At 38.3% G+C, this 23,949-nt stretch carries 15 protein-coding genes, 1 tRNA gene and 1 pseudogene; 12 read left to right on the top strand and 5 right to left on the bottom strand.

Annotation, left to right across the window (positions count from 1 at the left end):
* The 12 genes from ABD917_RS06980 to ABD917_RS07035 form a co-directional block, all read left to right on the top strand.
* Positions 1 to 119 (top strand): EF-Tu C-terminal domain-related protein (locus ABD917_RS06980; protein WP_208436598.1); only part of this gene is annotated, 119 nt, incomplete at its 5' end.
* A 43-nt stretch (positions 120 to 162) separates the two neighbouring features.
* Positions 163 to 238: transfer RNA gene (locus tag ABD917_RS06985), tRNA-Trp, on the top strand.
* A gap of 209 nt (positions 239 to 447) precedes the next feature.
* On the top strand, positions 448 to 660 hold the full coding sequence (secE, locus tag ABD917_RS06990; RefSeq protein ID WP_345119380.1) for a preprotein translocase subunit SecE: 213 nt from the start codon (positions 448 to 450) through the stop codon (positions 658 to 660).
* 20 nt (positions 661 to 680) lie between these two features.
* Positions 681 to 1,211, top strand: a complete 531-nt coding sequence (nusG, locus tag ABD917_RS06995; RefSeq protein ID WP_345119381.1) for a transcription termination/antitermination protein NusG — start codon at positions 681 to 683, stop codon at positions 1,209 to 1,211.
* A 149-nt stretch (positions 1,212 to 1,360) separates the two neighbouring features.
* On the top strand, positions 1,361 to 1,789 hold the full coding sequence (gene rplK / locus ABD917_RS07000; protein ID WP_345119382.1) for a 50S ribosomal protein L11: 429 nt from the start codon (positions 1,361 to 1,363) through the stop codon (positions 1,787 to 1,789).
* Positions 1,790 to 1,793: 4 nt separating this feature from the next.
* Complete coding sequence (gene rplA / locus ABD917_RS07005; RefSeq protein ID WP_345119383.1) at positions 1,794 to 2,492, top strand: 50S ribosomal protein L1; 699 nt, start codon at positions 1,794 to 1,796, stop codon at positions 2,490 to 2,492.
* 365 nt (positions 2,493 to 2,857) lie between these two features.
* Positions 2,858 to 3,376, top strand: a complete 519-nt coding sequence (gene rplJ, locus ABD917_RS07010; RefSeq protein ID WP_345119384.1) for a 50S ribosomal protein L10 — start codon at positions 2,858 to 2,860, stop codon at positions 3,374 to 3,376.
* 102 nt (positions 3,377 to 3,478) lie between these two features.
* Positions 3,479 to 3,850 (top strand): 50S ribosomal protein L7/L12, encoded by a 372-nt coding sequence (gene rplL, locus ABD917_RS07015; protein ID WP_004860149.1) that lies wholly within the window; start codon positions 3,479 to 3,481, stop codon positions 3,848 to 3,850.
* A 281-nt stretch (positions 3,851 to 4,131) separates the two neighbouring features.
* Positions 4,132 to 8,283 carry a DNA-directed RNA polymerase subunit beta gene (gene rpoB / locus ABD917_RS07020; protein WP_345119385.1) on the top strand — a complete coding sequence of 1,384 codons (4,152 nt, stop codon included), beginning with the start codon at positions 4,132 to 4,134 and terminating at the stop codon, positions 8,281 to 8,283.
* Between the two features lie 177 nt (positions 8,284 to 8,460).
* A complete protein-coding gene (gene rpoC / locus ABD917_RS07025; RefSeq protein WP_345119386.1) occupies positions 8,461 to 12,672 on the top strand; it encodes a DNA-directed RNA polymerase subunit beta' in 4,212 nt (1,403 codons plus the stop codon).
* A gap of 2,477 nt (positions 12,673 to 15,149) precedes the next feature.
* On the top strand, positions 15,150 to 15,551 hold the full coding sequence (locus ABD917_RS07030) for a hypothetical protein (protein ID WP_345119387.1): 402 nt from the start codon (positions 15,150 to 15,152) through the stop codon (positions 15,549 to 15,551).
* 905 nt (positions 15,552 to 16,456) lie between these two features.
* A complete protein-coding gene (locus tag ABD917_RS07035; RefSeq protein ID WP_345119413.1) occupies positions 16,457 to 19,195 on the top strand; it encodes an autotransporter family protein in 2,739 nt (912 codons plus the stop codon).
* A gap of 96 nt (positions 19,196 to 19,291) precedes the next feature.
* Here the strand turns inward: ABD917_RS07035 and ABD917_RS07040 are convergent, their stop codons facing one another.
* The 5 genes and pseudogenes from ABD917_RS07040 to ABD917_RS07060 form a co-directional block, all read right to left on the bottom strand.
* A complete protein-coding gene (locus ABD917_RS07040; protein WP_345119414.1) occupies positions 19,292 to 19,735 on the bottom strand; it encodes a toxin-activating lysine-acyltransferase in 444 nt (147 codons plus the stop codon).
* 19 nt (positions 19,736 to 19,754) lie between these two features.
* Positions 19,755 to 20,843, bottom strand: a pseudogene (locus ABD917_RS07045) (HlyD family type I secretion periplasmic adaptor subunit); the annotation flags it as partial.
* A 15-nt stretch (positions 20,844 to 20,858) separates the two neighbouring features.
* Positions 20,859 to 21,080, bottom strand: a complete 222-nt coding sequence (locus ABD917_RS07050) for a hypothetical protein (protein WP_345119388.1) — start codon at positions 21,078 to 21,080, stop codon at positions 20,859 to 20,861.
* Positions 21,070 to 22,308: a peptidase domain-containing ABC transporter gene (locus ABD917_RS07055; RefSeq protein ID WP_345119389.1), complete on the bottom strand. Its 1,239-nt coding sequence runs from the start codon at positions 22,306 to 22,308 to the stop codon at positions 21,070 to 21,072. The genes ABD917_RS07050 and ABD917_RS07055 overlap by 11 nt, the downstream gene beginning before the upstream one ends.
* On the bottom strand, positions 22,256 to 22,738 hold the full coding sequence (locus ABD917_RS07060; RefSeq protein WP_345119390.1) for an ABC transporter transmembrane domain-containing protein: 483 nt from the start codon (positions 22,736 to 22,738) through the stop codon (positions 22,256 to 22,258). The genes ABD917_RS07055 and ABD917_RS07060 overlap by 53 nt, the downstream gene beginning before the upstream one ends.
* Between the last annotated feature and the right edge of the window lie 1,211 nt (positions 22,739 to 23,949).

Below are 23,949 nucleotides of genomic sequence, written 5' to 3' on the forward strand. Positions count from 1 at the left end.
ATGTTGCGATGGATGTTTCTCTGATTGTTCCGATAGCTATGGAAGAGAAACTTCGCTTTGCTATTCGTGAAGGTGGTCGTACTGTTGGTGCCGGTATCGTTTCTAAGATCATTGAGTAAATAATGGTCTTTGAGAGGATTTGATGGTATGATTTAAAAGGTTAGGGGTATAGCTCAGTTGGTAGAGCGGCGGTCTCCAAAACCGCAGGTCGCGGGTTCAAGCCCTGCTGCCCCTGCCAGAGGGAAATGAGAATTTAGCTGTGAGGAGGTAGATTTTTTGACTGCCTTCTTCTCTTTTTTGTCGATAGGGCTTGTTTTTTTGTGCGTGAATCGTTATTGAATAGAAAATGAGGAAGCTGCATACGGTTTGAGATTGGCTTTTCGCATTTTTATTGTATTTATTTTGTTGTGTGAGAACAATAAGGCTAGAAAGAATATAGTGTGACTGATGGCATCTAAAACCAATCCAATTACCTTTTTAAAGCAGGTTTATGCAGAAACGGTGAAAGTGAAATGGCCTACACGTCGTGAGACAGTTATTTCGACTGTTATGGTGTTGTTGGTAACTACTTTGGCTTCGGCTTTCTTTTTTGTTGTGGATCAGATTATGCATTTTGGTGTTTGGCGGGGTATTGATCTTCTAAAATATCTTTTTAGTTGAAAGTGCAAGGAAGTGTGACTGTGGCTGCTCGTTGGTATATTGTTCAAGCATATTCAAATTTTGAAAAGAAGGTAGCAGAATCTATCGAGAAGGAAGCGAAGCAGAAGGGGCTTGATCATCTGTTTGAAAAGGTTTTTGTACCCACAGAACGTATTGTAGAGGTTCGTCGTGGACGCAAAGTTGATGCTGAGCGAAAATTTTTTCCTGGTTATGTTCTTGTTCGTGCTGAGTTGACGGATGAGGTTTATCATCTTATTAAGAATACTCCCAAAGTGACCGGTTTTCTGGGATCAGATGCGCGTCCAGTTCCTATTTCTGATAGAGAGGTTGAGCAAATTCTTAAACAAGTTCAAGAAGGGGTTGAGGTGCCAAAATCTTCTGTATTGTTTGAGGTGGGGGAACAGGTTCGCGTTGCTGATGGTCCTTTTATTTCGTTTAATGGTATTGTTCAAGAGGTTGAAGAAGAGCGCTCCCGCCTTAAGGTGGAAGTGTTAATTTTTGGGCGTCCTACGCCTGTTGATTTAGAGTTTAATCAGGTTGAAAAACTTTGATTAGGCTTAAGGTGATTTGGATCACCTTGAGTAACCGGTGGGAGGTAATTTATAGCTTTTGTCGGCTTAATGAACCGAACCACTCTACTGCAGCGGGTAGCAGGCAAGGTGTGTTGTCTGTGTACCAGTGAGATTAAAGGCAGATTATTATGGCAAAAAAAAGTATAGGTCAGCTCAAGTTGCAGGTTCCTGCAGGGGCTGCTACTCCATCCCCACCGATTGGTCCAGCTCTTGGTCAGCGTGGTATTAATATCATGGAATTTTGTAAAGCATTTAATGCAGCGACACAGGAAATGGAAAAGGGGGCACCGATTCCAGTTGTTATCACCTATTACCAAGATAAGTCTTTTACCTTTTCTTTAAAGACACCTCCTGTATCCTTTTTCTTGAAAAAGGAAGCGAATTTAAAATCTGGCTCCAAAGAGCCTGGTAAAGTGTCTGTAGGAAGCGTCTCTCGCGATAAGATACGTTCAATTGCGGAAGCAAAGATGAAAGATCTTAACGCGAATGACATTGAGTCAGCGATGCGTATGGTTGAGGGTTCTGCTCGCTCTATGGGCTTGGAAGTGGTGGGCTAATGTTATGGCAAAACTAGCAAAGAGAATAAAAAATATCCGCAAAGATGTTGATTTTAATCAACTTTACGCTTTAAATGATGCTGTTTTGATGGTTAAGGAGCGTGCAGTTGCTAAATTTGACGAAACAATTGAGATTTCTATGAATTTGGGTGTTGATCCTCGTCATGCAGATCAAATGGTTCGGGGTGTTGCTCATTTACCCAATGGAACAGGGAGAAATGTTCGTGTTGCCGTTTTTGCGCGTGGTGATAAGGCTGAGGAAGCTAAGTCTGCCGGTGCAGATATTGTAGGAGCTGAAGATTTGTTTGAAAGCATTAATGGTGGGACGATTGATTTTGATCGTTGTATTGCAACGCCAGATATGATGCCTTTGGTTGGTCGTCTTGGTAAGATTCTTGGTCCGCGCAGTTTGATGCCTAACCCAAAAGTTGGTACTGTGACACTTGATGTTGCTGGTGCTGTCAAGGATTCTAAAGGTGGTGCTGTTGAATTTCGTGTTGAAAAAGCTGGTATTGTACATGCTGGTATTGGTAAGGCTTCTTTTGGGGTTGAGAAAATAGTGGAAAATATTAAAGCTTTTGCGAGTGCTGTTATGAAAGCCAAACCGCAAGGTGCAAAAGGTGAATATATCAAACGTGTTGCAGTTTCTTCAACTATGGGGATTGGAATCAAAGTTGATCCTACAACAGTTCGTTCAGAGTGATTTTTAAACAGATTTATAATTTTGTTTGGGGTAGATGAATATCAAAATTATATTTTAAGGTATCGATTTTTATCGGTATTGGGTTATCTAAGCTTTATTAGCTTAGGTTATGCCGGAGGAAATTCCGGAATATCCTGTCCGAGATTGTGGGTGATGCTGTTGGAGTATCTTAATCGAAAAAAAACCTGCATGAGACTGGGGTAAAAACTGAGAGTTAAAAGACTTAAAGGGTTTGAACCAAGGTTGCCTTTGATCGCTGTGCGTGAAAAAGGGGACAGGATCCTCATCGATAGCATAAATATTTTATGTTATCAAAGGTAACCAACAGATTTGTTTTAAGCAAATCTGTTAAATGGAGAGAGACAGTGAATAGAGCGGAAAAACGCGAGTTTGTTACATGGCTTAATGAGGCTTTTCAGAAGTCTGGTTCTGTTGTTGTTGCACATTATTCCGGTCTGACAGTTTCGCAGATGAACGATCTTCGTTCGAAAATGGGCGAAGCTGGAGGTGCCGTGAAAGTCGCCAAAAACCGTCTTGCTAAAATCGCTCTTCAGGGCACGGAATCTGAAACAATAGCGAGTCTTTTTACAGGGCAGACGCTTATTGCTTATTCAGAAGATCCAATTACAGCACCGAAAGTTGCTGTTGATTTTGCAAAAACCAATGATAAATTTGTTATCCTTGGCGGTTCAATGGGTGCAATAAGTTTGAGTGTAGATGCTGTGAAGTCATTGGCTTCATTGCCTTCACTAAACGAATTGCGTGCAAAACTTGTAGGTATGATTTCTACTCCTGCAACCCGTATCGCACAAGTTGTTAATGCGCCTGGTAGTCAGGTCGCGCGTGTCATTGGAGCATATGCTCAGGAGAATAAGGCGGCTTAAGGCTGTTTTGTATTCATAATTTATAGAAGAGTTTTGGCTTTTCTATTTTTTTGAATAAGTTTTAATAATGGTTCGAATCTTTTAATTGAAGGAATTTAAAAAATGGCTGATCTAGCAAAGATCGTAGAAGACCTTTCTAACCTAACCCTTTTGGAAGCAGCAGAGCTTTCTAAGTTACTTGAAGAGAAATGGGGAGTTTCGGCTGCTGCTCCTGTAGCTGTTGCTGCTGTCGCTGGTGCTGCTGCTCCAGCTGCTGAAGAGAAAACAGAATTTGATGTTATTCTTGTTGAAGGTGGTGCGCAAAAAATTAATGTTATTAAGGAAGTTCGTGCTCTTACAGGCCTTGGTCTTAAAGAAGCTAAAGATTTGGTTGAAGGAGCACCTAAACCTATTAAAGAAGGTGCTTCTAAAGATGAAGCAGAAAAAATTAAATCTCAACTTGAAGCTGCTGGTGCTAAAGTTGAACTTAAATAAATTTGATTTTATCGGCGAGCATTTATGTTCGCCGATTTCCTTTCTTCTAACAAGAAGATACGATCAATAAAGGCCTTTTCCCAACAGTTAAGTAGCTGTTGGGAATGGTTTTTACTCTTAGTCCCTTATTGTGCAGCCAATTAAATGGATGGTTTGTGTTAGGGGGACAAGTTGGTAATACCCTTATTGGGTATCAAGTGAACTGATCTGCATATGCAGGTTAATGATATAAAGCTTTCAAGGTTTAGTCTACCTTGAAGAGTAAAGATCAAGGAGCGACGATGGCTCAGACCCTAACGATGATGTCTCAATTCAATGGTCGTAAGCGCGTACGCAAATTTTTTGGTAAGATTCCTGAAGTAGCAGAGATGCCGAATCTTATTGAGGTTCAAAAAGCGTCATACGATCAGTTTCTCATGGTTGAGGAACCAAAAGGTGGACGACCAGATGAAGGTTTGCAAGCTGTTTTTAAATCGGTATTTCCTATTTCGGACTTTTCCGGTACAGCGATGCTTGAGTTTGTTGGTTATGAATTTGATTTACCGAAATTTGATGTTGAAGAATGTCGTCAGCGTGATTTGACTTATGCTGCACCATTGAAGGTGATATTACGTTTAATTGTTTTTGATGTTGATGAAGATACCGGCTCGAAAGATATCAAAGATATTAAAGAGCAGGGCGTGTATATGGGCGATATGCCTTTAATGACGACAAATGGTACCTTTATCATTAATGGTACGGAGCGTGTTATTGTTTCACAGATGCACCGTTCTCCTGGTGTCTTTTTTGACCATGATAAGGGAAAATCCCATTCATCAGGTAAGTTTCTTTTTGCTGCTCGTGTTATTCCTTATCGCGGCTCTTGGCTTGATATTGAGTTTGATGCGAAAGACATCATTTATGCTCGTATTGATCGGCGACGTAAGATTCCTGTCACCAGTCTTTTGATGGCATTAGGCATGGATGCATCGGATATTTTATCGACGTTTTATAATAAAGTTGCTTATGAGCGAGATGGGGATGGGTGGCGTATTCCTTATTCTGTTGACCGCTTTAAAGGAATGAAGCTCGTTTCTGATCTTATTGATGCAGAGAGTGGTGAAGTTGTTGCTGAGGCTGGTAAAAAACTAACAGTTCGTGTTGCAAAGTCTTTAGCTGAAAAAGGTCTAAAAGCAGTAAAAGTCAGTGAGGATGATTTATTAGGGTGCTATTTAGCAGAAGACATAGTCAATTATCAGACGGGTGAGATTTATCTTGAAGCTGGTGATGAAATTGATGAAAAAATATTGAAGACTTTATCTGATGTTAATGCAGATCAAATCAATATCCTTGATATTGATCACATGAATGTTGGAGCATATATCCGTAATACTTTAAAAGTGGATAAAAATGAGAGTCGACAGGATGCGCTATTTGATATTTACCGTGTAATGCGTCCAGGTGAGCCACCAACAATGGATACAGCGGAAGCTATGTTCCATTCGTTATTTTTTGATCCAGAGCGTTATGATCTTTCTGCGGTTGGGCGTGTTAAGATGAATCTGCGTATGGATCTTGATTGTCCAGATACAGTTCGCGTTTTGCGTCAAGAGGATATTCTTGCTGTTGTTAAGATGTTGGTTGAATTGCGTGATGGTCGTGGTGAAATTGACGATATTGACAATCTTGGCAATCGTCGTGTTCGTTCCGTTGGAGAATTGATGGAGAATCAATACCGCATTGGTTTGTTACGTATGGAGCGTGCAATAAAGGAGCGGATGTCATCGGTTGAAATTGATACGGTCATGCCGCAGGATTTGATAAATGCAAAGCCTGCTGCAGCAGCAGTTCGCGAATTTTTTGGGTCTTCACAATTATCGCAGTTTATGGATCAAACCAATCCATTATCGGAAATTACCCATAAACGCCGTCTTTCTGCTCTTGGTCCGGGTGGTTTGACTCGTGAGAGAGCAGGATTTGAAGTTCGTGACGTACATCCTACGCATTATGGTCGTATTTGTCCGATTGAAACGCCTGAAGGCCCTAATATTGGTTTGATTAATTCCTTAGCAACATTTGCGCGCGTTAATAAATATGGTTTTATTGAGAGTCCATATCGTAAAATTGTTGATGGTAAAGTAACAACAGAAGTTATTTATCTCTCTGCTATGGAAGAATCAAAGCATTATGTAGCGCAAGCCAATTCATCATTAGATAGTGAAGGGCGATTTACAGAAGAATTTGTTGTTTGTCGTCACGCTGGTGAAGTTTTGATGGCGCCGCGTGATCATGTGGATTTGATGGATGTTTCTCCAAAACAGTTGGTCTCAGTTGCAGCCGCTCTTATTCCATTTTTGGAAAATGATGATGCGAATCGTGCGTTGATGGGATCAAATATGCAGCGTCAGGCGGTTCCTCTGATACGAGCTGAAGCACCATTCGTCGGTACGGGGATGGAATCTGTTGTTGCTCGCGATTCAGGTGCAGCTGTGAGCGCAAAGCGCAGTGGTATTGTCGATCAAGTTGATGCAACCCGTATTGTTATACGCGCAACAGAGGATTTAGATCCTTCAAAGTCTGGTGTTGATATTTATCGTTTACAGAAGTTTCAGCGGTCTAATCAGTCCACTTGTATTAATCAGCGTCCTCTTGTGCATGTTGGTGATCGGATAGAAAAAGGCGATATTATTGCAGATGGTCCCTCTACTGATCTTGGTGATTTGGCTCTTGGGCGAAATGTACTTGTCGCTTTTATGCCTTGGAATGGATACAATTACGAAGATTCCATTTTGTTATCGGAACGTATTGTTGCCGATGATGTCTTTACTTCGATTCATATTGAGGAATTTGAAGTTGCAGCACGGGATACGAAGCTTGGTCCTGAAGAAATTACACGCGATATTCCTAACGTTGCAGAAGAAGCGTTAAGGAATCTTGATGAAGCTGGTATCATCTATATTGGTGCTGAAGTCCAACCTGGTGATATTTTAGTTGGTAAGATTACACCAAAAGGTGAAAGTCCTATGACCCCAGAAGAAAAGCTTTTACGCGCGATTTTTGGGGAAAAGGCTTCAGATGTTCGCGATACTTCTATGCGAATGCCGCCAGGAACTTTTGGGACTGTGGTTGAAGTTCGCGTTTTTAACCGTCACGGTGTAGAAAAAGATGAACGTGCAATGGCAATTGAACGTGAGGAGATTGAGCGTTTAGCAAAAGACCGTGATGATGAACAGTCAATTCTTGATCGCAATGTTTATGCGCGTCTTTCTGATATGTTGGCCGGTAAAGTAGCAATAGAAGGACCAAAGGGTTTTGCAAGCAGTAAGAAGCTTGACAATACGATAATGAGTCAGTATCCGCGCTCACAATGGTGGCAATTTGCTGTTGAGGATGAAAAGCTTCAGAATGAAATTGAGGCTTTGCGCAAGCAATATGATGAATCAAAAGAAGCATTGCAACGTCGCTTTATGGATAAAGTTGAGAAGGTCCAAAGAGGCGATGAAATGCCTCCTGGTGTCATGAAAATGGTGAAGGTTTTTGTGGCTGTAAAACGCAAAATCCAACCAGGTGATAAAATGGCGGGACGCCATGGTAATAAAGGGGTCGTATCCCGTATTCTTCCTGTAGAAGATATGCCATTTCTTGAAGATGGAACCCATGCTGATATTGTCTTGAATCCGCTTGGTGTGCCTAGTCGTATGAATGTTGGACAAATTCTTGAAACGCATCTTGGTTGGGCATGTGCTGGTATGGGTAAGAAGATTGGAGATTTGCTAGAGTTATATCAAGAGACTGGGGATATCCTGCCTCTGCGTCAGCGTATCGAAAATCTTATGCCTGATAATGATCATAATGAACCAGTTCGTCAGTATGATAATGAAAGCCTCTACAAATTGGCGCAACAGATGAAAAAAGGTGTTTCAATCGCAACACCTATTTTTGACGGAGCGCATGAAGCTGATATCAATATGATGCTGGAGGATGCAGGTTTAGATAGCTCGGGACAGGTTACACTTTACGATGGTCGGACTGGAGAGCCTTTCGATCGTCCGGTGACGGTGGGCTATATCTACATGTTGAAGTTACACCACCTTGTTGATGATAAAATTCATGCGCGTTCGATTGGGCCATATTCGCTTGTTACACAACAACCTTTAGGTGGTAAGGCGCAATTTGGTGGTCAGCGTTTTGGTGAAATGGAGGTTTGGGCACTTGAAGCTTACGGTGCTGCGTATACTTTACAGGAAATGCTGACAGTTAAATCGGATGATGTTGCTGGTCGAACAAAAGTTTATGAAGCAATTGTACGCGGTGACGATACATTTGAGGCTGGTATACCTGAGAGCTTTAATGTGTTGGTAAAAGAAATGCGTTCACTTGCTCTTAATGTAGAACTTGATGATGCACGTGAACTTATTGCACAACGGGCGTTATCTGATACATCAGAACAATAATTTAAAGAGCGCACTGAATAAGGTGCGCTTTGGTTGTCTTGAGAGGGCTAAATCAAGAAACTTTTATATAAGAGAGCACAGACAGTTTTTAAAAGTAGAAATAGGTTTTAAATAACATCTGTGATAAAACAAATGAGATATTACAACAGGTTCTAAGAATCTTTGAAGGAGAACGGCATGAACCACGAGGTCATGAATCTTTTCAATCCTCAAGCGCCAGCGCAGACATTTGACTCTATTCGTATTTCCATTGCGAGTCCTGAGAAGATTTTGTCTTGGTCATACGGTGAGATCAAGAAGCCTGAGACGATTAATTATCGGACTTTTAAGCCAGAGCGTGATGGTCTTTTTTGTGCGCGTATATTTGGTCCAATTAAGGACTATGAGTGTCTATGCGGTAAATATAAACGCATGAAATATAAGGGCATTATCTGTGAAAAATGCGGTGTAGAAGTGACGCTTTCACGCGTGCGTCGTGAGCGCATGGGGCATATTGAGCTTGCTGCACCGGTTGCTCATATTTGGTTCTTGAAATCATTGCCGGGGCGTATTTCTACACTTTTAGATTTAACTTTAAAGGATATTGAGCGGGTTCTTTATTTTGAAAATTATATCGTAACAGAACCAGGATTGACATCCCTTAAGCTTCATCAACTGCTTTCTGAAGAAGAATATATGCTTGCTATTGATGAGTTTGGGGAAGATCAATTTACGGCTATGATTGGTGCTGAAGCTATTTATGAGCTTCTAGCAGGTATGGAATTAGAAAAAATTGCCAATGATTTGCGCGTTGAGTTATCTGGAACAACGTCGGAATTAAAACAAAAAAAACTAATTAAACGGCTTAAGATCGTTGAGAATTTCCTTGAATCTGGAAATAAACCAGAATGGATGATTATGAAAACGATTCCGGTCATTCCACCTGATTTACGTCCATTGGTTCCGCTCGATGGTGGGCGTTTTGCCACATCAGATTTGAATGATCTTTATCGTCGTGTCATAAATCGTAACAACCGCTTGAAGCGTTTGATTGAGCTGCGTGCTCCTGGAATTATTGTGCGTAATGAGAAACGTATGGTTCAAGAAGCGGTTGATGCATTGTTTGATAATGGTCGGCGTGGGCGTGTGATTACTGGGGCAAATAAGCGTCCATTAAAGTCTCTTTCAGACATGTTAAAAGGAAAGCAAGGACGTTTTCGTCAAAACTTGCTTGGTAAGCGTGTTGATTATTCAGGACGTTCCGTTATTGTGACGGGACCTGAATTAAAGCTACATCAATGTGGTCTTCCTAAAAAAATGGCTCTGGAATTATTTAAGCCTTTTATTTATGCGCGGCTTGATGCGAAGGGATATTCGTCAACTGTTAAGCAGGCTAAGAAACTTGTTGAAAAAGAACATCCTGAAGTTTGGGATATCTTGGATGAAGTTATCCGTGAACATCCTGTTTTGCTCAATCGTGCGCCGACATTGCACCGTTTAGGGATTCAGGCTTTTGAACCTGTTTTGATTGAAGGCAAAGCGATTCAGCTTCATCCATTGGTCTGTACGGCTTTTAATGCGGACTTTGATGGTGATCAGATGGCGGTTCACGTTCCGCTTTCGCTTGAAGCACAGCTTGAAGCTCGTGTTTTAATGATGTCGACCAATAATATTCTTCATCCAGCCAATGGTGCCCCGATTATTGTTCCATCACAGGATATGGTCCTCGGTCTTTACTATCTTTCGATTGTTTCTGAAAAAGAGCCAGGAGAGGGGATGGCTTTTGCCGATATGGGTGAGCTTCATCATGCTTTAGAAAATAAGATTGTAACGCTTCACACGAAGATCAAAGGTCGTGTTAAAAATATAGGAAAAGATGGAAAAGAGGTTGCTAAACTTTATGATACCACGCCTGGCCGTTTAATTATTGGAGAGCTTTTGCCCAAAAATCCAAATATCTCATTTGATATTGTCAATCAAGAGATGACAAAAAAGAATATTTCTAAAATGATTGATCAGGTTTATCGGCATTGTGGTCAGAAAGAAACGGTTATTTTCTGTGATCGCATTATGCAACTTGGCTTTTCTTATGCGTGTCGTGCGGGGATCTCATTTGGCAAGGATGATATGGTTATCCCTGATAGCAAGTCACGTTTGGTTGCAGAAACGGAAGCTTTGGCCAAAGAATATGAACAGCAATATAATGATGGTCTGATTACACAAGGTGAAAAATATAACAAGGTTGTAGATGCGTGGGGTAAATGTACGGATCGCGTTGCTGATGAAATGATGAAACGTATTCAGTCTGTTGAATTTGATCCTAAAACGGGGCGTCAGCGTCCAATGAATTCTATTTATATGATGTCGCATTCTGGTGCGCGTGGTTCTGCAAATCAAATGAAACAGTTGGCTGGTATGCGTGGGTTAATGGCAAAGCCATCGGGTGAAATTATTGAAACTCCTATTATTTCAAACTTTAAGGAAGGGCTGACCGTTAACGAATATTTCAATTCGACACACGGTGCTCGTAAAGGACTTGCTGATACTGCATTAAAAACGGCTAACTCTGGTTATCTCACACGGCGTCTTGTTGATGTTGCACAGGATGCTATTATCTCAGCTGTTGATTGTGGTACTGCAAAGGGGCTCACTATGCAGCCGATTGTTGATGCAGGACAAATTGTTGCATCTCTCGGGCAAAGAATTTTGGGGCGCACAGCACTTGTTGATATTTTGCATCCAGTTTCTGGAGAGGTTATCCTTGAAGGTGGAGCAATGATTGAGGAAGCTGATGTTGCTAAGATTGAAGAAGCTGGAATTCAATCTATTCAAATTCGTTCTGCTTTAACATGTGAAACACGTCTTGGTGTTTGTGCTAAATGTTATGGTCGTGATTTGGCGCGTGGAACACCGGTTAATCAGGGTGAGGCAGTTGGTGTTATTGCTGCTCAATCGATTGGTGAACCGGGAACTCAGCTTACGATGCGTACTTTCCACTTAGGAGGAACGGCGCAAGTTGTTGATTCATCTCATTTAGAAGCTTCTTATGAAGGTATAGTGGAGATTCGCAATCGCAATGTCGTTCGCAATTCTGAAGGTCATTTGGTGGTTATGGGACGTAATATGGCTATTCTTATCAAGGATGAGACCGGCAAAGAACGTGTAGCACACCGTGTGAGTTATGGTGCGCATATTTTTGTTGATGATGGTGACGTCGTTAAATGTGGTCAACGTATAGCAGAATGGGATCCTTATACCCGTCCAATTTTAACTGAAGTTGAGGGGTATGTGGGCTTTGAAGATATGATTGATGGCTTATCAGTGACTGAAACAGCTGATGAATCGACGGGTATTACGAAACGTTTGGTGATTGATTGGCGTGCAAATCCTCGTGGTGCTGAATTAAAACCAGCCATTATCATCCATACAGATAAAAAAGCTGAAACCATTGCCAAATTGCATAAAGGAGGTGAAGCGCGTTACATGATGTCAGTGGAAACTATTTTGTCTGTTGAACCTGGTTCTCATGTTAAGGCTGGTGATGTTATTGCTCGCTTGCCCATGGAAAGTGCTAAAACAAAAGATATTACAGGTGGTCTACCACGTGTGGCAGAGCTTTTTGAAGCACGTCGTCCAAAAGATCATGCGATCATTGCTGAAGTCAGTGGTACAATTCGATTTGGTCGTGGTTATAAGAATAAGCGTCGTATTATTATTGAACCCAATGATGAAACTCTTGAACCAGTAGAATATTTGATTCCGAAAGGTAAGTTATTCCACTTCCAAGAAGGTGATCAAATTGAAAAAGGAGATTATATCCTTGATGGTAATCCAGCACCTCATGATATCTTGGCAATTAAGGGTGTAGAAGCTTTGGCATCTTATCTTGTTAATGAAATTCAAGAAGTTTATCGTTTGCAGGGTGTTCTCATTAATGACAAACACATTGAAGTGATTGTTCGCCAAATGTTACAAAAAGTTGAAATTACTGAATCTGGGGATTCTAGTTATATTCCAGGCGATAATGTTGATCGTATTGAACTTGATGAGATCAATGATAATTTGATTGCTGAAGGGAAGAGACCTGCATCTGGTACTCCCATCCTTCTTGGAATTACAAAAGCATCTCTTCAGACACCATCATTTATTTCGGCGGCATCGTTTCAGGAGACAACAAGAGTACTCACTGAAGCGGCAGTTTCTGGTAAAATTGATACTTTGCAAGGTCTTAAGGAGAATGTTATTGTTGGTCGTCTTATTCCTGCTGGTACAGGGGGTACGATTGCGCAAATCCGCCGTATTGCAGCAGTTCGTGATGATTTAATCGTAGATGAGCGGCGCAAATCTAGCAATAATGAGGCAGCTAAGGCTATGTTGACAAATATGGCAACTGAAGCGGTTGCTGAATAATTTGAATACATGCAAAAATAAATAAGAGAGCGCCTAGATTTAGAATTTGGGCGTTTTTTATGTTAAAATGCAGAAAATAGGCATTAAAAAAACAAATACGCGAATAAAAACTATGAGATGATTGTCATTATAAGTATTTAGGGTGTTTTGCTGTGTTTTCTTATTAATGTGCTTTATCTTTTTGTTTAATTTATAAAATTTTTTAATGTTCTCAGATCAAAATGCTTTTTTAAGGCCTTCGAGGCAGAAGAATGCATAGAGTAATGGACAGCGATCTTTTAAAGAAAAATGGCGTCCTATTTAAAATAAGGAAATGATTAATTTAAATATTTTCTTGATTGATATTTTTTATAAAAATTGAAAAAGTCATCATGAATGAGCAAAAGTTTTTTATAATCCGAAGAACAATTTATTCGGTTATAAATTAATACGAAATTTTTAATAAATACTCAAATTTTGCTTTATTATGAAGAATAAGAGTTTCTTATGCCTTTTTAGCATGAGACAATATAGATTAACTATTCAAGTCAGTAGCTAGTATTTAAGCATTGTTTAGGTGGTAAGATGTAAAAAAGGTTGCCAATAATATTGTATGTCACGCAAAAACCTATGTTGAAATAGAAAGACATACCAAGTTTATTATCAGCAATGGCATCCTCCTCCTCACCTATAAAGCCAGCTATAGAGCAATGGGACAAGGTATTGAACGGGTCATTATTTCTCTCAACCAAAATACCGCAGCAACCCACCAGACTATGATCAATAGATGAATTTTCGTTGAGGAAATAGTTTATAATAGTCTAGATATGATTAATGAATTGATGAATAAAAGATTTGGATAGTTTGATAAAATTCATAAAATTACATATCTCAAAGAACATTCTGTGGGCATAGTTGAGTATAATAAAAATGACAATGTAATCTATTTAATGAATGAAGAGGGAAACTCTATAACAGAGGGTAATAGAAATTAATACTTCAATTATTATAAAAACTGAAGAGAAGAAGCATAAATAGGCTTGAGGGTATCTGTATATTTTTTACAATGGCATATTTTAATATATCAGATGATGTAACCCGTTATGCTGTCTGCTAATAATGATCATAAAACACTATATTTACAAATTCACTCATGGAAAGTAGAGTTTTGAGAGGCACTTTATCAAAAGTTTTGAGATGAGTAATTTGATAAAGAAATTTTAGAATTTTGGATGTCATAATGGTAATATAAGGCGCTTATTGATATGAACAGCCGTGACAATATGATAGTGGGCAATAGATTATAGGATTTGGACAAGTATGGCGCCTATAGTATAGAACAAAAACAGAAATCTATCTTTTCGAACCAGTTTATAATGCTCAGAATATAAAAAATACAATATATGGCGTAAGCTGATCATAGAAAAGATCATGTTTAGTTATAAAATGATATATCAAATTCCATTAGCATAGGAGCTGGCCTCAAGCTATCTATTTTATCAGGTATCCGTAGAGATAAATTTTTTATGGATGATATTCTCTATCTTTCCGAGAGAATTATGGTTGTGAGTCCACTTAAAGAGATAGGCAGAGCACTATTAGACTATTTTTCTAGTACTTATAATTGTTATAGTCATATAGGTGATGATGCATGTACAGGATGTTGTTTTTCATCTAATTCTACACCAATTTATTCAAAAATTCATGATGCAAAAAATGAAACAAATCTTAAAATCATTAAGTACGCTGATCCTGTTAACTATACTGAATATGATTTTTTACCTCTTTCAGAGTACATAAGTATGTGAGATAAGCCTAGTGCAGATTTTAATGAGATAAAAAGGTATATTGTGGGAATGTTGAATGCTCCCCTCTTATGATAAAGCTTCAGAAAACACAACAGTCAGCATTAATGCAAAAGCAGTAAGTTATGCGTGCAGGTTTCAAGGGGGGGGTGAATAAATTTTACGGACCGAATTCGTGTTAAACTTTAAAAAACGTTCCATTCATCATTTGATGCTACCATTCTTTAGAGATGTATTAAACTTTAGAGATCTTCCAAAATCACTGAAATAGTTCTTTTGGGAAAAGTATCCAGAATAATATGAATGCGCGTTTTAAGTGTTACTGCTAGTGATGATTAACAATTTCCGGATTCTTTTTTCTTGCTTATGCGAAATTGTTTTTTCAAAGCATCATCTCAATGCTATCTATTGATAGTTAGTATACAAAAATGTAGACATAAGATGTATAAAAAATTCTAGATTATAACGCGAATATTGATAATAATTAGGGCTATAGGGTTGATGAAAGAGGATTTAACGATAATTCTAATCTATTTTGATATAGCATTTGATAATACTAATCGTTAAAAATAAAATATTCAAAACGATAATAAAAGTTTATAACGTTTATCATCGTTTTGGAAACAAAGTACAGGGTGTAAAATAATAAAGTTCTGGATTGTTTCGTAATATCAAATGATTCAAGGATAGAAAATGAAGAAGATTTTTAAATTATTAAGCGTGATAGTTCTATTTATTATGGCTGGATGTTATCTAGAACAGTCATCTCAAACAGTTGTAGATGCATGGGAGAAGTCCGGTGTAGATCAAATTGAGATAAAAAAGGCTCTGTTAGAATGCGGAATACAGTATCTTGATGGTCGTCTTAATACAGATATAAGTTTCAATGAAAAGTTAAATGCGGAGGAAGCAGAGCGTCTATGTATGATAGAAGCAGGCTTCCATGAGAAGTTTGGGATGGTAAAATTGTGTGAGAAATATAAAAATCTTCCCATTTGCCAGCCTGATGCAGTTATTCCTCAGCGAAATGTCGATAGGCGCTTGAATAGCCCTCATTGTAAAGAGCACAAAGAACAACCTGAATGCCAGCCTTAAGTTTTACTGCTGACAATGATCAAAAATTCTACCTTCTTACTTTTTCTTGCTTGTGTGAGATTGTTTCGCCAATCTATTATTTTCATACAGTTCTGAACTATCTTGGAACATGGGAGTAAGAAATAATTACTAAGCTTAAAAGTCTTTTATCGTCAGTAAATCCAGTGAAAAAGGGACACGTGAAGAAAATCGTGAAATTATTTGAGCGGCATAGTTTCCTTAAGCACAGCTGGATGTATGAACCAGCACCTTTATTAACACCGGCATAATGAGAAAATAAAGTATTAAGAAAGTTCAATCCAATAGGCTCTGTCAAAATGTAGTAAGAAACCAATTTATGTTCCTTCTGAAAATATGATTTGCGTATGAATGAATTTTCATCAATTTATGATACTTGTTCAAAACAGAGGTTATCACTACAAAGTGCAGAATCTTAAGAGAATTTATTTTATATAAACTCTACGAAGTAACTTATTTTTAGCTAGTTTAGTGATAGCGAGAGATCAACAGCCTATGGATAATGATACTTTTGCGGAGACCAATGCAACAAAACAAGAATGCTAGCGCATTTTGAAAATGAAAAAAGGTATCGGCGAATAACACAAGTTTCAGTTTTTAAAATTAGCAATTTGTTATAAAATATGGGGATATTTTCGTATATATTGGCAACGATCCTCTAAAATTTCACTGCTATCGGAGAAATCCGTGGAGTTTCACTTTCCATACGATTTGTTTTTTAGGGCGGATTATTCTCACTTTACATAAAATACAAAACGTATTACAAATACAGCGATTTACCAGATGAGAAGCTGTTATTTATTTTATATTCATTGCATTTAAATCCATAGTTTGTTTTTGCCTGTATTTTTTGTTTTGCTGAGAAAAAGAAAGTTTGAAGAGGAATGATGATTAGGGTACCTAAAAGTCACTTATATTCGTGTGTTGTAACAACAGCTATTTTTCCTTTTTTATTGAGTATAAATATTAACGCGAGTTCTCGTTCGTCTGTGTCACTTCCATGTGAGGAAGGAAAATTACCTTATCAATGTAGTGATGGCACAAAACATACAATTAGCGATAAAATATACAAATTTACTAAATCTTCTAAAGAAGAGAAGAGGCGAGGTAATTCTCTTTCAAACTTTGCTACCGTAGTTGCACAGCAGACAGGTACGGTTATTGAAGCAAATCGTCTACAAATGAGTGGTGTAAATGATGTAAAAGATACTTATGGTGTCATTGCATCGCAAGGGGGAAAAGTTGTCTTGAATGATTCAACTTTTAAGGATGTATCAACAGGTCTGAGAGCTGATAAGGGAGTAATCGAGGTAAATGGTGGAACTGTGGAGGCAACCGAAATAGCTGTTCATGCAGAAAAGCAAGGAGCGTCTGTGCTTTTAACAAATGCGAAAATTAAAGTGAAGGGGCAGGACTTTAGCCAAGGAATAGCTCTTTTCAGTGGCACCGATGCGATTATTAAAATGACAGGTGGATCGATTGATGTGCAAGATGCAGCTGCACTTTATGTGGGGGTAAGGGGGCGCGCAACTTTAGAGGGGGTTGGCATTTCTTCAAAAGATCAACCAATAGAGATAGATGAAGATGATGAGATTGGTTTTGCGGTTTTTAATGTAAATCAGAATGGTTCTCTTTCTTTAAAAAAGAGCGATGTTGTGGCAACCGATATTCATGGTTTATGGATGGGATTAGATTCTCATACACAATCAGGTCGGAGTGGTGAGGAGAATATTTTAATTTCACGCGTTAATATTGAAGATTCGAAAGTTACTATTACAGGTAAAAAATATGGCATGCATTTTGATATGGACAAAGAAAACAATGAAGACCAACAAGGATTTGTTTTTTTAAAAAATACGACTTTTTCTGTTCCAAATGGTACAGCTGTTCATAGTCATAAGAGCAGTGGTTATATTGGCTCAGCAGAAGGCGCAGAGATCTCTGGTGACTTATTACTCACAGTTGAGGAAAGGTCCTCTGTAACGATTTTAGCAGATTCTTCATCTCTTATAGGAGGCACCCGCGTTACGGATGATTCTATCGCGGAACTTTATTTAACAGGAGAATCAAAATGGATTTTAACAAAAAGGAAAGAGGCAAATTCGCAAAATGTAAACAGTGTAAATTCGTCGATTTCATTTGTAAAGCTTTCTGATAGTTCTCTTATCTTCGAAGATCCAACTCTGCAAGAATACCAAACCCTTTATGTTGGAAAAGGAGAAGGAGAAGTTTACTATGCTCAAGATAATGCTCGGATTTATCTCAATACGCATCTCAATAGTGATGGCTCGCTTAATAACCAAAAGACAGACCGGCTTTTGATCCATGGTGATGTTTCTGGAAAAACCACAGTCCATGTGCAGTTTATCACAGCAAGTCAAGGGGAGGGAGCAGACGGTGAAAACGCTAAAACCATTTCACTTATTCAAGTCTCTGGAAAAGCAGCAGAAGATTCTTTTCAGCTGAGTAGTTCTTACATTGCGCTGGAAGGTTTTCCTTATCAATATTATCTGAGTGCTTATGGTCCGGATTCTTCTCTTGGAAGAGCAGAGACCTCTCAAAGATTAGTAAAAGGTGATGGGGATTTTTGGGATTTTCGCCTAGAAAGTAAATATATTCAGCCCATTCAAAATACATCAAAACTCCCTTATTCTGAGCTAAGAGTGAGGAATGTTGTTCCACAAATTCCAACTTATCTTCTTTTATCAAATACTTTGTTTCATACTGGATTGGTGGATATTAATAGTCAAAATGAGCAATTGAAAACTGTACGCTCTTTTTCTGGTGGACAGATTGATAAAGCTCCTACTTTATTTGTTCATGGTTACGGTGGAAAACATCATTATGTCTCAGATCTTTCCCCGTTTGAATATGGTTATGGAAGTGATCTTGATTATAATGCCATAGGGGCTGGTATTTTATTCAAAACAATTGAAAATGCATACGGTACAACATCCTTTGGCATTATGGGAACCTATGGAAGACTTTCTTTGCGACCTCAGAATGTTGAACAAAACGAAGAGAGTATATTTCATAAACAGTCAGTGACGGCCTATGGTAATGTGGAACATGAGGCTGGTTTTTATGTGGATGGTTTTTTAACCTATGGTCTTTTAAAAGGTGATGTTCTCACTTCTGTACGGGGAAGAGTGGCAACATTAAAAGGAAGTCCCCTAAATATTTCATTATCTGCTGGTAAGGCATTTATCACTGGGTATGAAGGTTTTGTTTTTGATCCACAAATTCATTTTGTTTATCAGCATCTTCAATTTCATAAAGCACGCGATATCGATGGATTTGATGTTGATATGGGAAAGCTTGATCAATGGGTAATGCGTATTGGTGGGCGTTTAACTAAGACATTTGCAGAGCCTGAAAAGGAGCGTACCATGTCTTTGTATGGCAAAATTCATCTTTCTCATAATTTTAGAGGAAAACAATTTGTGCATTTTAAAGATGCTTTTCAGTTAGGTTCCTTTGGCTCTTCTTTGGAAGCTGGTTTGGGTATCAATTCGCAATTATCTCCTAAAGTTACACTTTATGGTGATCTAAATTATCAACATAAGCTTACTAAAGCTGGTTTTACCGGAATTCATTTTTCTGGTGGTTTACGCTATCGTTTTTAAAATGCGTTCGGGAAAGTTAAATCTAAGCGAATTTATTATAAGGGCATGTACGGTGAAAGTTTCTAAGTGAATTTATGCTCACGTACTTTGTAAAAACTATTCGGCTGGCTTTTTTGTTCTATAGCTACACCAGCGTGCAATTTTTCGTATCCCACCATCTTCATTACGTCGTACAGCATAACAATAACGCTGATCAGGAAATATGTTTCGTTGCATATCGCGTACAATATGAGCAGTATGACCATAAGGTGCAACAAAATCAATAAACCATACGTATTTTCCATTCTGCCAATTGGCATCGGGTAAAAACTCTCCCTTTTTAAGCATAGAGTGATGATTCTTTTCATTTAAAAAAGCCCAAGTGATAAAGGCGCAAAATTCTCCACGTTCATTTTTATAGAGTTTATATTGCCCAGTCTGTAAAGCTGGACCTAAGTTTCGTTCAATATCCCAAATTCGCCAGAGACGGTATAGGGAGATGTAAGCATTAAAACGACCATGGCACCCAAAGCCGTAAGAGGATCTATGAGTGATAGTGATGAATTTTCATTTACAGACATTATCTTTCCTTTAGAGATTGTTCTAAAATTTTTGTAATAGGTTCGAAGAAATAAGAAATGAGACGCCGTTTTGAAGTAATGACATCAGCTGTCACAGTCATGCCTGGGATAAATTTCAACTCTTTCTGATTAAAAGTGATGTGATCCTGATCGATTTTGATTAAGACAGCATAAGCACCATTAATTTCTTGCTCACGGCGGGCTGTTGCACCTACATTGGTAACTGTACCATAGACAACACCGTAGCGTTCAGGAGGAAAGGCAGAAAATTTTATGTAAGCACGTTGGCCTTTTTCTAAAAAACCAATATCTCGATTATCAAAAAACGCTTCGACAATCAGCCCACCTGAGCCTGGGACAATACGCATGAGAGTTTTCCCTGCTTCTACAAAGCCACCCAAGGTGTGGATACTTAAAACATCAATGCGTCCATCCACAGGTACATAAAGTGATAAGTGGTCAAGACGATATTGGCAGCTGTCAAGTTTGGCTTTTAATCCTTGAAGAGTGAGTTCTGTTTCACGAGAAAGTTGCCGATAGAGGGCGATTTCATCGGAAATAAGGCTTTGTCTTTGTTGGCGGAGAGCTTCTATTTCAGCCGTGTTTTCTTCTAAGCGTTTTTGATTGGCTAAAATTTCATGTTCTACATTTTTAAAGTCATGTAAACGTTCTAGATAAAGGGAGTTGCTGATGACTTTTGTTTCCATTAGGCTTTTAGCAGCTTTAAGCTTTTCTTGGCTTAATTGTTGATCGTCTTTTAATTTATCCAATTGCGCGTATTGAACAGCACCGCTTCGTGTAACACGATCAGCTTGGGCTTTCAGTGCTTTTACTTTATCTTGTAATGATTGAAGGGTCGCGTGAATGAGTTTTTCTCCCTCCATTTTCGCTGTTGTACTGCTTGAGGAAGGAAATTGCAAATAAGCGAGCCCTTTGGTTACAAAATCTTTCTCCAAAGGATCTCGCTCACTTAAGGCAGCTAAAATAGCTGCGGCAATTTGGGCTTGAAGAGTTTGCTGGGCAATATCGGCTTGAACGCGTGCGCGTTCATTGAGGGCTTCACGGGGATCCAATTGAATAAGGAGATTGCCTTGATGAACAAATTACCCCTCTTTTACGAGAATTTTCTCAATACGACCTGTATTTTGCGCTTGGACGAGTTGAACATAGGAAGTGGGAATAACCGCTCCTTGTCCCCGTGCAACAATCTCTGTTTTTGTGACAAAACTACCAATCACAATAAAAAGGAATAAGGCGACCAAAACAGTAATCACCATATGAAGGGTTGGCGATAAAGGACGCAAGTGTGGTACCTTATCTGCCATTTTTTGCTTCCAGATCAGTAAAATTTAATATAGTTGCATGCTGAGGAAAAAGATCACGTTTGTGGGTAATGACAAGAACAATACGCTCTTGCGAAAGTTTATATAAATGTTCAACAACTTGTGCACTGACTGTATCATCTAATGCAGAAGTGGGTTCATCCAAGATAAGAATCTGCGGTTCTATCAGAAAAAAACAAGCCAATGCTAAGCGTTGGCGTTGACCACCTGATAAAAAGCCCCCTTGCTCACCCACTTGGGTATGGAGCCCTTGAGGCAATTGGGCAATGAGATCATAACAAGCGCTAGCATGAATTGCAGCATTGATTTTATCTTCAGTAGCATCCGGTTTGGCAAGAAGCATATTTTCAAGAATGGTTCCAGAAAAAAGGCAAGGGCTTTGAGGAAAATATGCGATTGTTTTACGAACGCTACGGATATCAAAATTCTGTATAGATTGATCGTTAATCAATATTTGTCCACTTGCTGGGGGATAAAGGGCGCAAAGGAGTTTGGCTAAAGTTGATTTTCCACAGCCTGAAGGACCAAGCAACATGATAGGCTTGCCAGGTTGCAAACAGATATCAAGATGGTTGACAATAGGTTTTTCTCCGTAAGAAAAGAAGATATCTTTTGCTTCAAGATAAGGGGACGCAGTGAGTTGAAGAGGTGGTTTTTCTGTTTCCCATTCTGAAGGTGCGTTAAGAATATCACCTAAACGAAGACGAGAGATTTCTAAATGTTGCCATTCTTCCCATAAGGATGCAAGGCTTAAGATAGGACCAGAAACATTGCCAGCAAGAAGATGAAAGGCAATAAGTTGTCCTAGTGTGATTTGATTTTGCAGCACTGCTTGGGCGCCAAAAAAGATGATAAAAATGGTGAAAAGATCACCAAAAATATGGCTTAAAGCCCCATTCAAGAGATGAAATTTACTCGTTGTAAGGCTTTGATCGAGACTGCGGGCTAAAGTTTCTTGCATCCGTATCGTATGAGCAGGTTCTTTTACGTGTGCTTTAATGGCTTCAAGATTGCTAAAACTTTCAATAAGGCGTGTTTTATGGGCGGCTTGCAGAGTGAATGCGCGGCGTAATTGGTGGCGTAAAAAGGGACCAACAGATGCTAAAGAGCTCATTTGTAAGGGCAAAATGATAAGGACAATAAAGGTAAGTTTGGGACTAATGGAAAAGAGTGCTGCAAGGTAAATAATGGAAAACAGAACATTCAACACGGTTGTGGCGATGGTTCCTGTTAAAAAAAACACGAATTGTATCAACCTCTCCAATACGCGAAAACAGTTCTCCCACTTGCCAATGACGTAACACAGACAAGGAGAGACTTAACAGATGGGTGTAAATACGCCGTCCAAATTCTAGCGTAAGCCGATTGGCTAAATAAGTGCCTAGGTAACCAGATAGAGTGCTAAGAGCTGTGCTAAACAGCATGATAGCAACCATCAAGACAACGATAGCATAGAGACTTTCAGCACGCTGAAAAGGGAGAATACGGTCAATAATTGCCTGAAAGATAAAGGGGTTCACTAAACCCAGCAAACGCAAAACAACAGCAACGCAACTGAGTTCGAGAACATAATAAATATATTTCTTTGTTGTTCTTGTAAACCAAGAGAAGACTACTAGTTTTTCTTGTGAAGGGTTCATTTGATTTTATGTTTGTTTAAGAGAAAGAGCGATGTATGTCGCATATTTTACAGTATTGTAAATATTATTATTGCTCAATTAAAATATACATTTTGTGATAATATAATATCAAACATAATGTATCTATTATTTATACATTATTTTTATTTTATTTTAACTTAAAATTATATTTTACAATGCTCTAAACCGCATGATAACCATTTTATCTGTATCACTCTGATACGTTTAATAAACAATAAACAAGGAGGAGGAATTATATGTTTGGTTCATTTGGGGCTAGCATATCTAATGGTTGGTCTAGCTTATCTATAGTATATCTAATAGTTGGTCTAATTTTACATCAATAAATCTCTCAAGCAGTGGAACACAGTATGGGTGTACAATTGGGGATTATCTCTCGACAGCACATTCATATGGATTAACCGGATCTACTATAGGATATGCTGGTGGAACATTTATAGGAGGGCTAGCAGGAGCTGCAGGAACAGGTGGATTAGGTTTTTGGGGCGGGGTCGGACTCGGACAAACGATTGGTAGTAGTGTTGGTTACGGTGTAGGAGGAATTGCAGGGTTAGATGCTCAGTATAATGTGTGCTATTATTAGTTTATAAATATAGCTTTTATTTTATAATAATCTTATAGACGCATTTTTATTAATGTGTCTATAAGTGTTGATAAAATTAATTCTTAGATAATAATTATATATTCTAATTTGGAAATTTTTTATGTTATGGATGTTTTTCATATTATTAGCGAATTAATTAAATTAGTTTTATCAATATCTATTTTATTTTTCTTTATAGCTTTATTTGAATTGTATTATAAATCTAAGTAGTGTTTTAAAAAAGATATTAGTAAAAAATCATTTATAAGAATAATTTCATTTTTTGTATTTTTCTTCTTATTATTTTCTTTAGTTAATTTTTATATAACTTCATATATTTAATTTGGAGTTTGTTATGATTGATCTTATCTTTAATATTAAAAATACATTACTTGCAACAAATGTATTTGTAGTTTTAAGTATGTTTTATTCTAAATTAAAATTTCCTACTTGGAGACAGTCTATAAAATTAGGGTCAATTATAATTATTATATATTTTATAATATATTTTGGACTTTATTATTTAATGAAATAATTTGTAGTGGTTATTATTTATGTGGAAAGATTTTAGTAGTTTTATTGTAAATATGTTATTATTCAATAATAA

This window comes from Bartonella pachyuromydis, from assembly GCF_039543065.1.
Classification (GTDB): domain Bacteria; phylum Pseudomonadota; class Alphaproteobacteria; order Rhizobiales; family Rhizobiaceae; genus Bartonella; species Bartonella pachyuromydis.

Coding starts and splice junctions, on each gene's coding strand:
- ABD917_RS07035 (WP_345119413.1), top strand. CDS start 16,457: ATGATTAGGGTACCTAAAAGTCACTTATATTCGTGTGTTGTAACAACA.
- ABD917_RS07060 (WP_345119390.1), bottom strand. CDS start 22,738: ATGAACCCTTCACAAGAAAAACTAGTAGTCTTCTCTTGGTTTACAAGA.
- secE (WP_345119380.1), top strand. CDS start 448: ATGGCATCTAAAACCAATCCAATTACCTTTTTAAAGCAGGTTTATGCA.
- ABD917_RS07050 (WP_345119388.1), bottom strand. CDS start 21,080: ATGGCAGATAAGGTACCACACTTGCGTCCTTTATCGCCAACCCTTCAT.
- ABD917_RS07030 (WP_345119387.1), top strand. CDS start 15,150: ATGAAGAAGATTTTTAAATTATTAAGCGTGATAGTTCTATTTATTATG.
- rplA (WP_345119383.1), top strand. CDS start 1,794: ATGGCAAAACTAGCAAAGAGAATAAAAAATATCCGCAAAGATGTTGAT.
- rpoB (WP_345119385.1), top strand. CDS start 4,132: ATGGCTCAGACCCTAACGATGATGTCTCAATTCAATGGTCGTAAGCGC.
- rpoC (WP_345119386.1), top strand. CDS start 8,461: ATGAACCACGAGGTCATGAATCTTTTCAATCCTCAAGCGCCAGCGCAG.
- rplL (WP_004860149.1), top strand. CDS start 3,479: ATGGCTGATCTAGCAAAGATCGTAGAAGACCTTTCTAACCTAACCCTT.
- rplK (WP_345119382.1), top strand. CDS start 1,361: ATGGCAAAAAAAAGTATAGGTCAGCTCAAGTTGCAGGTTCCTGCAGGG.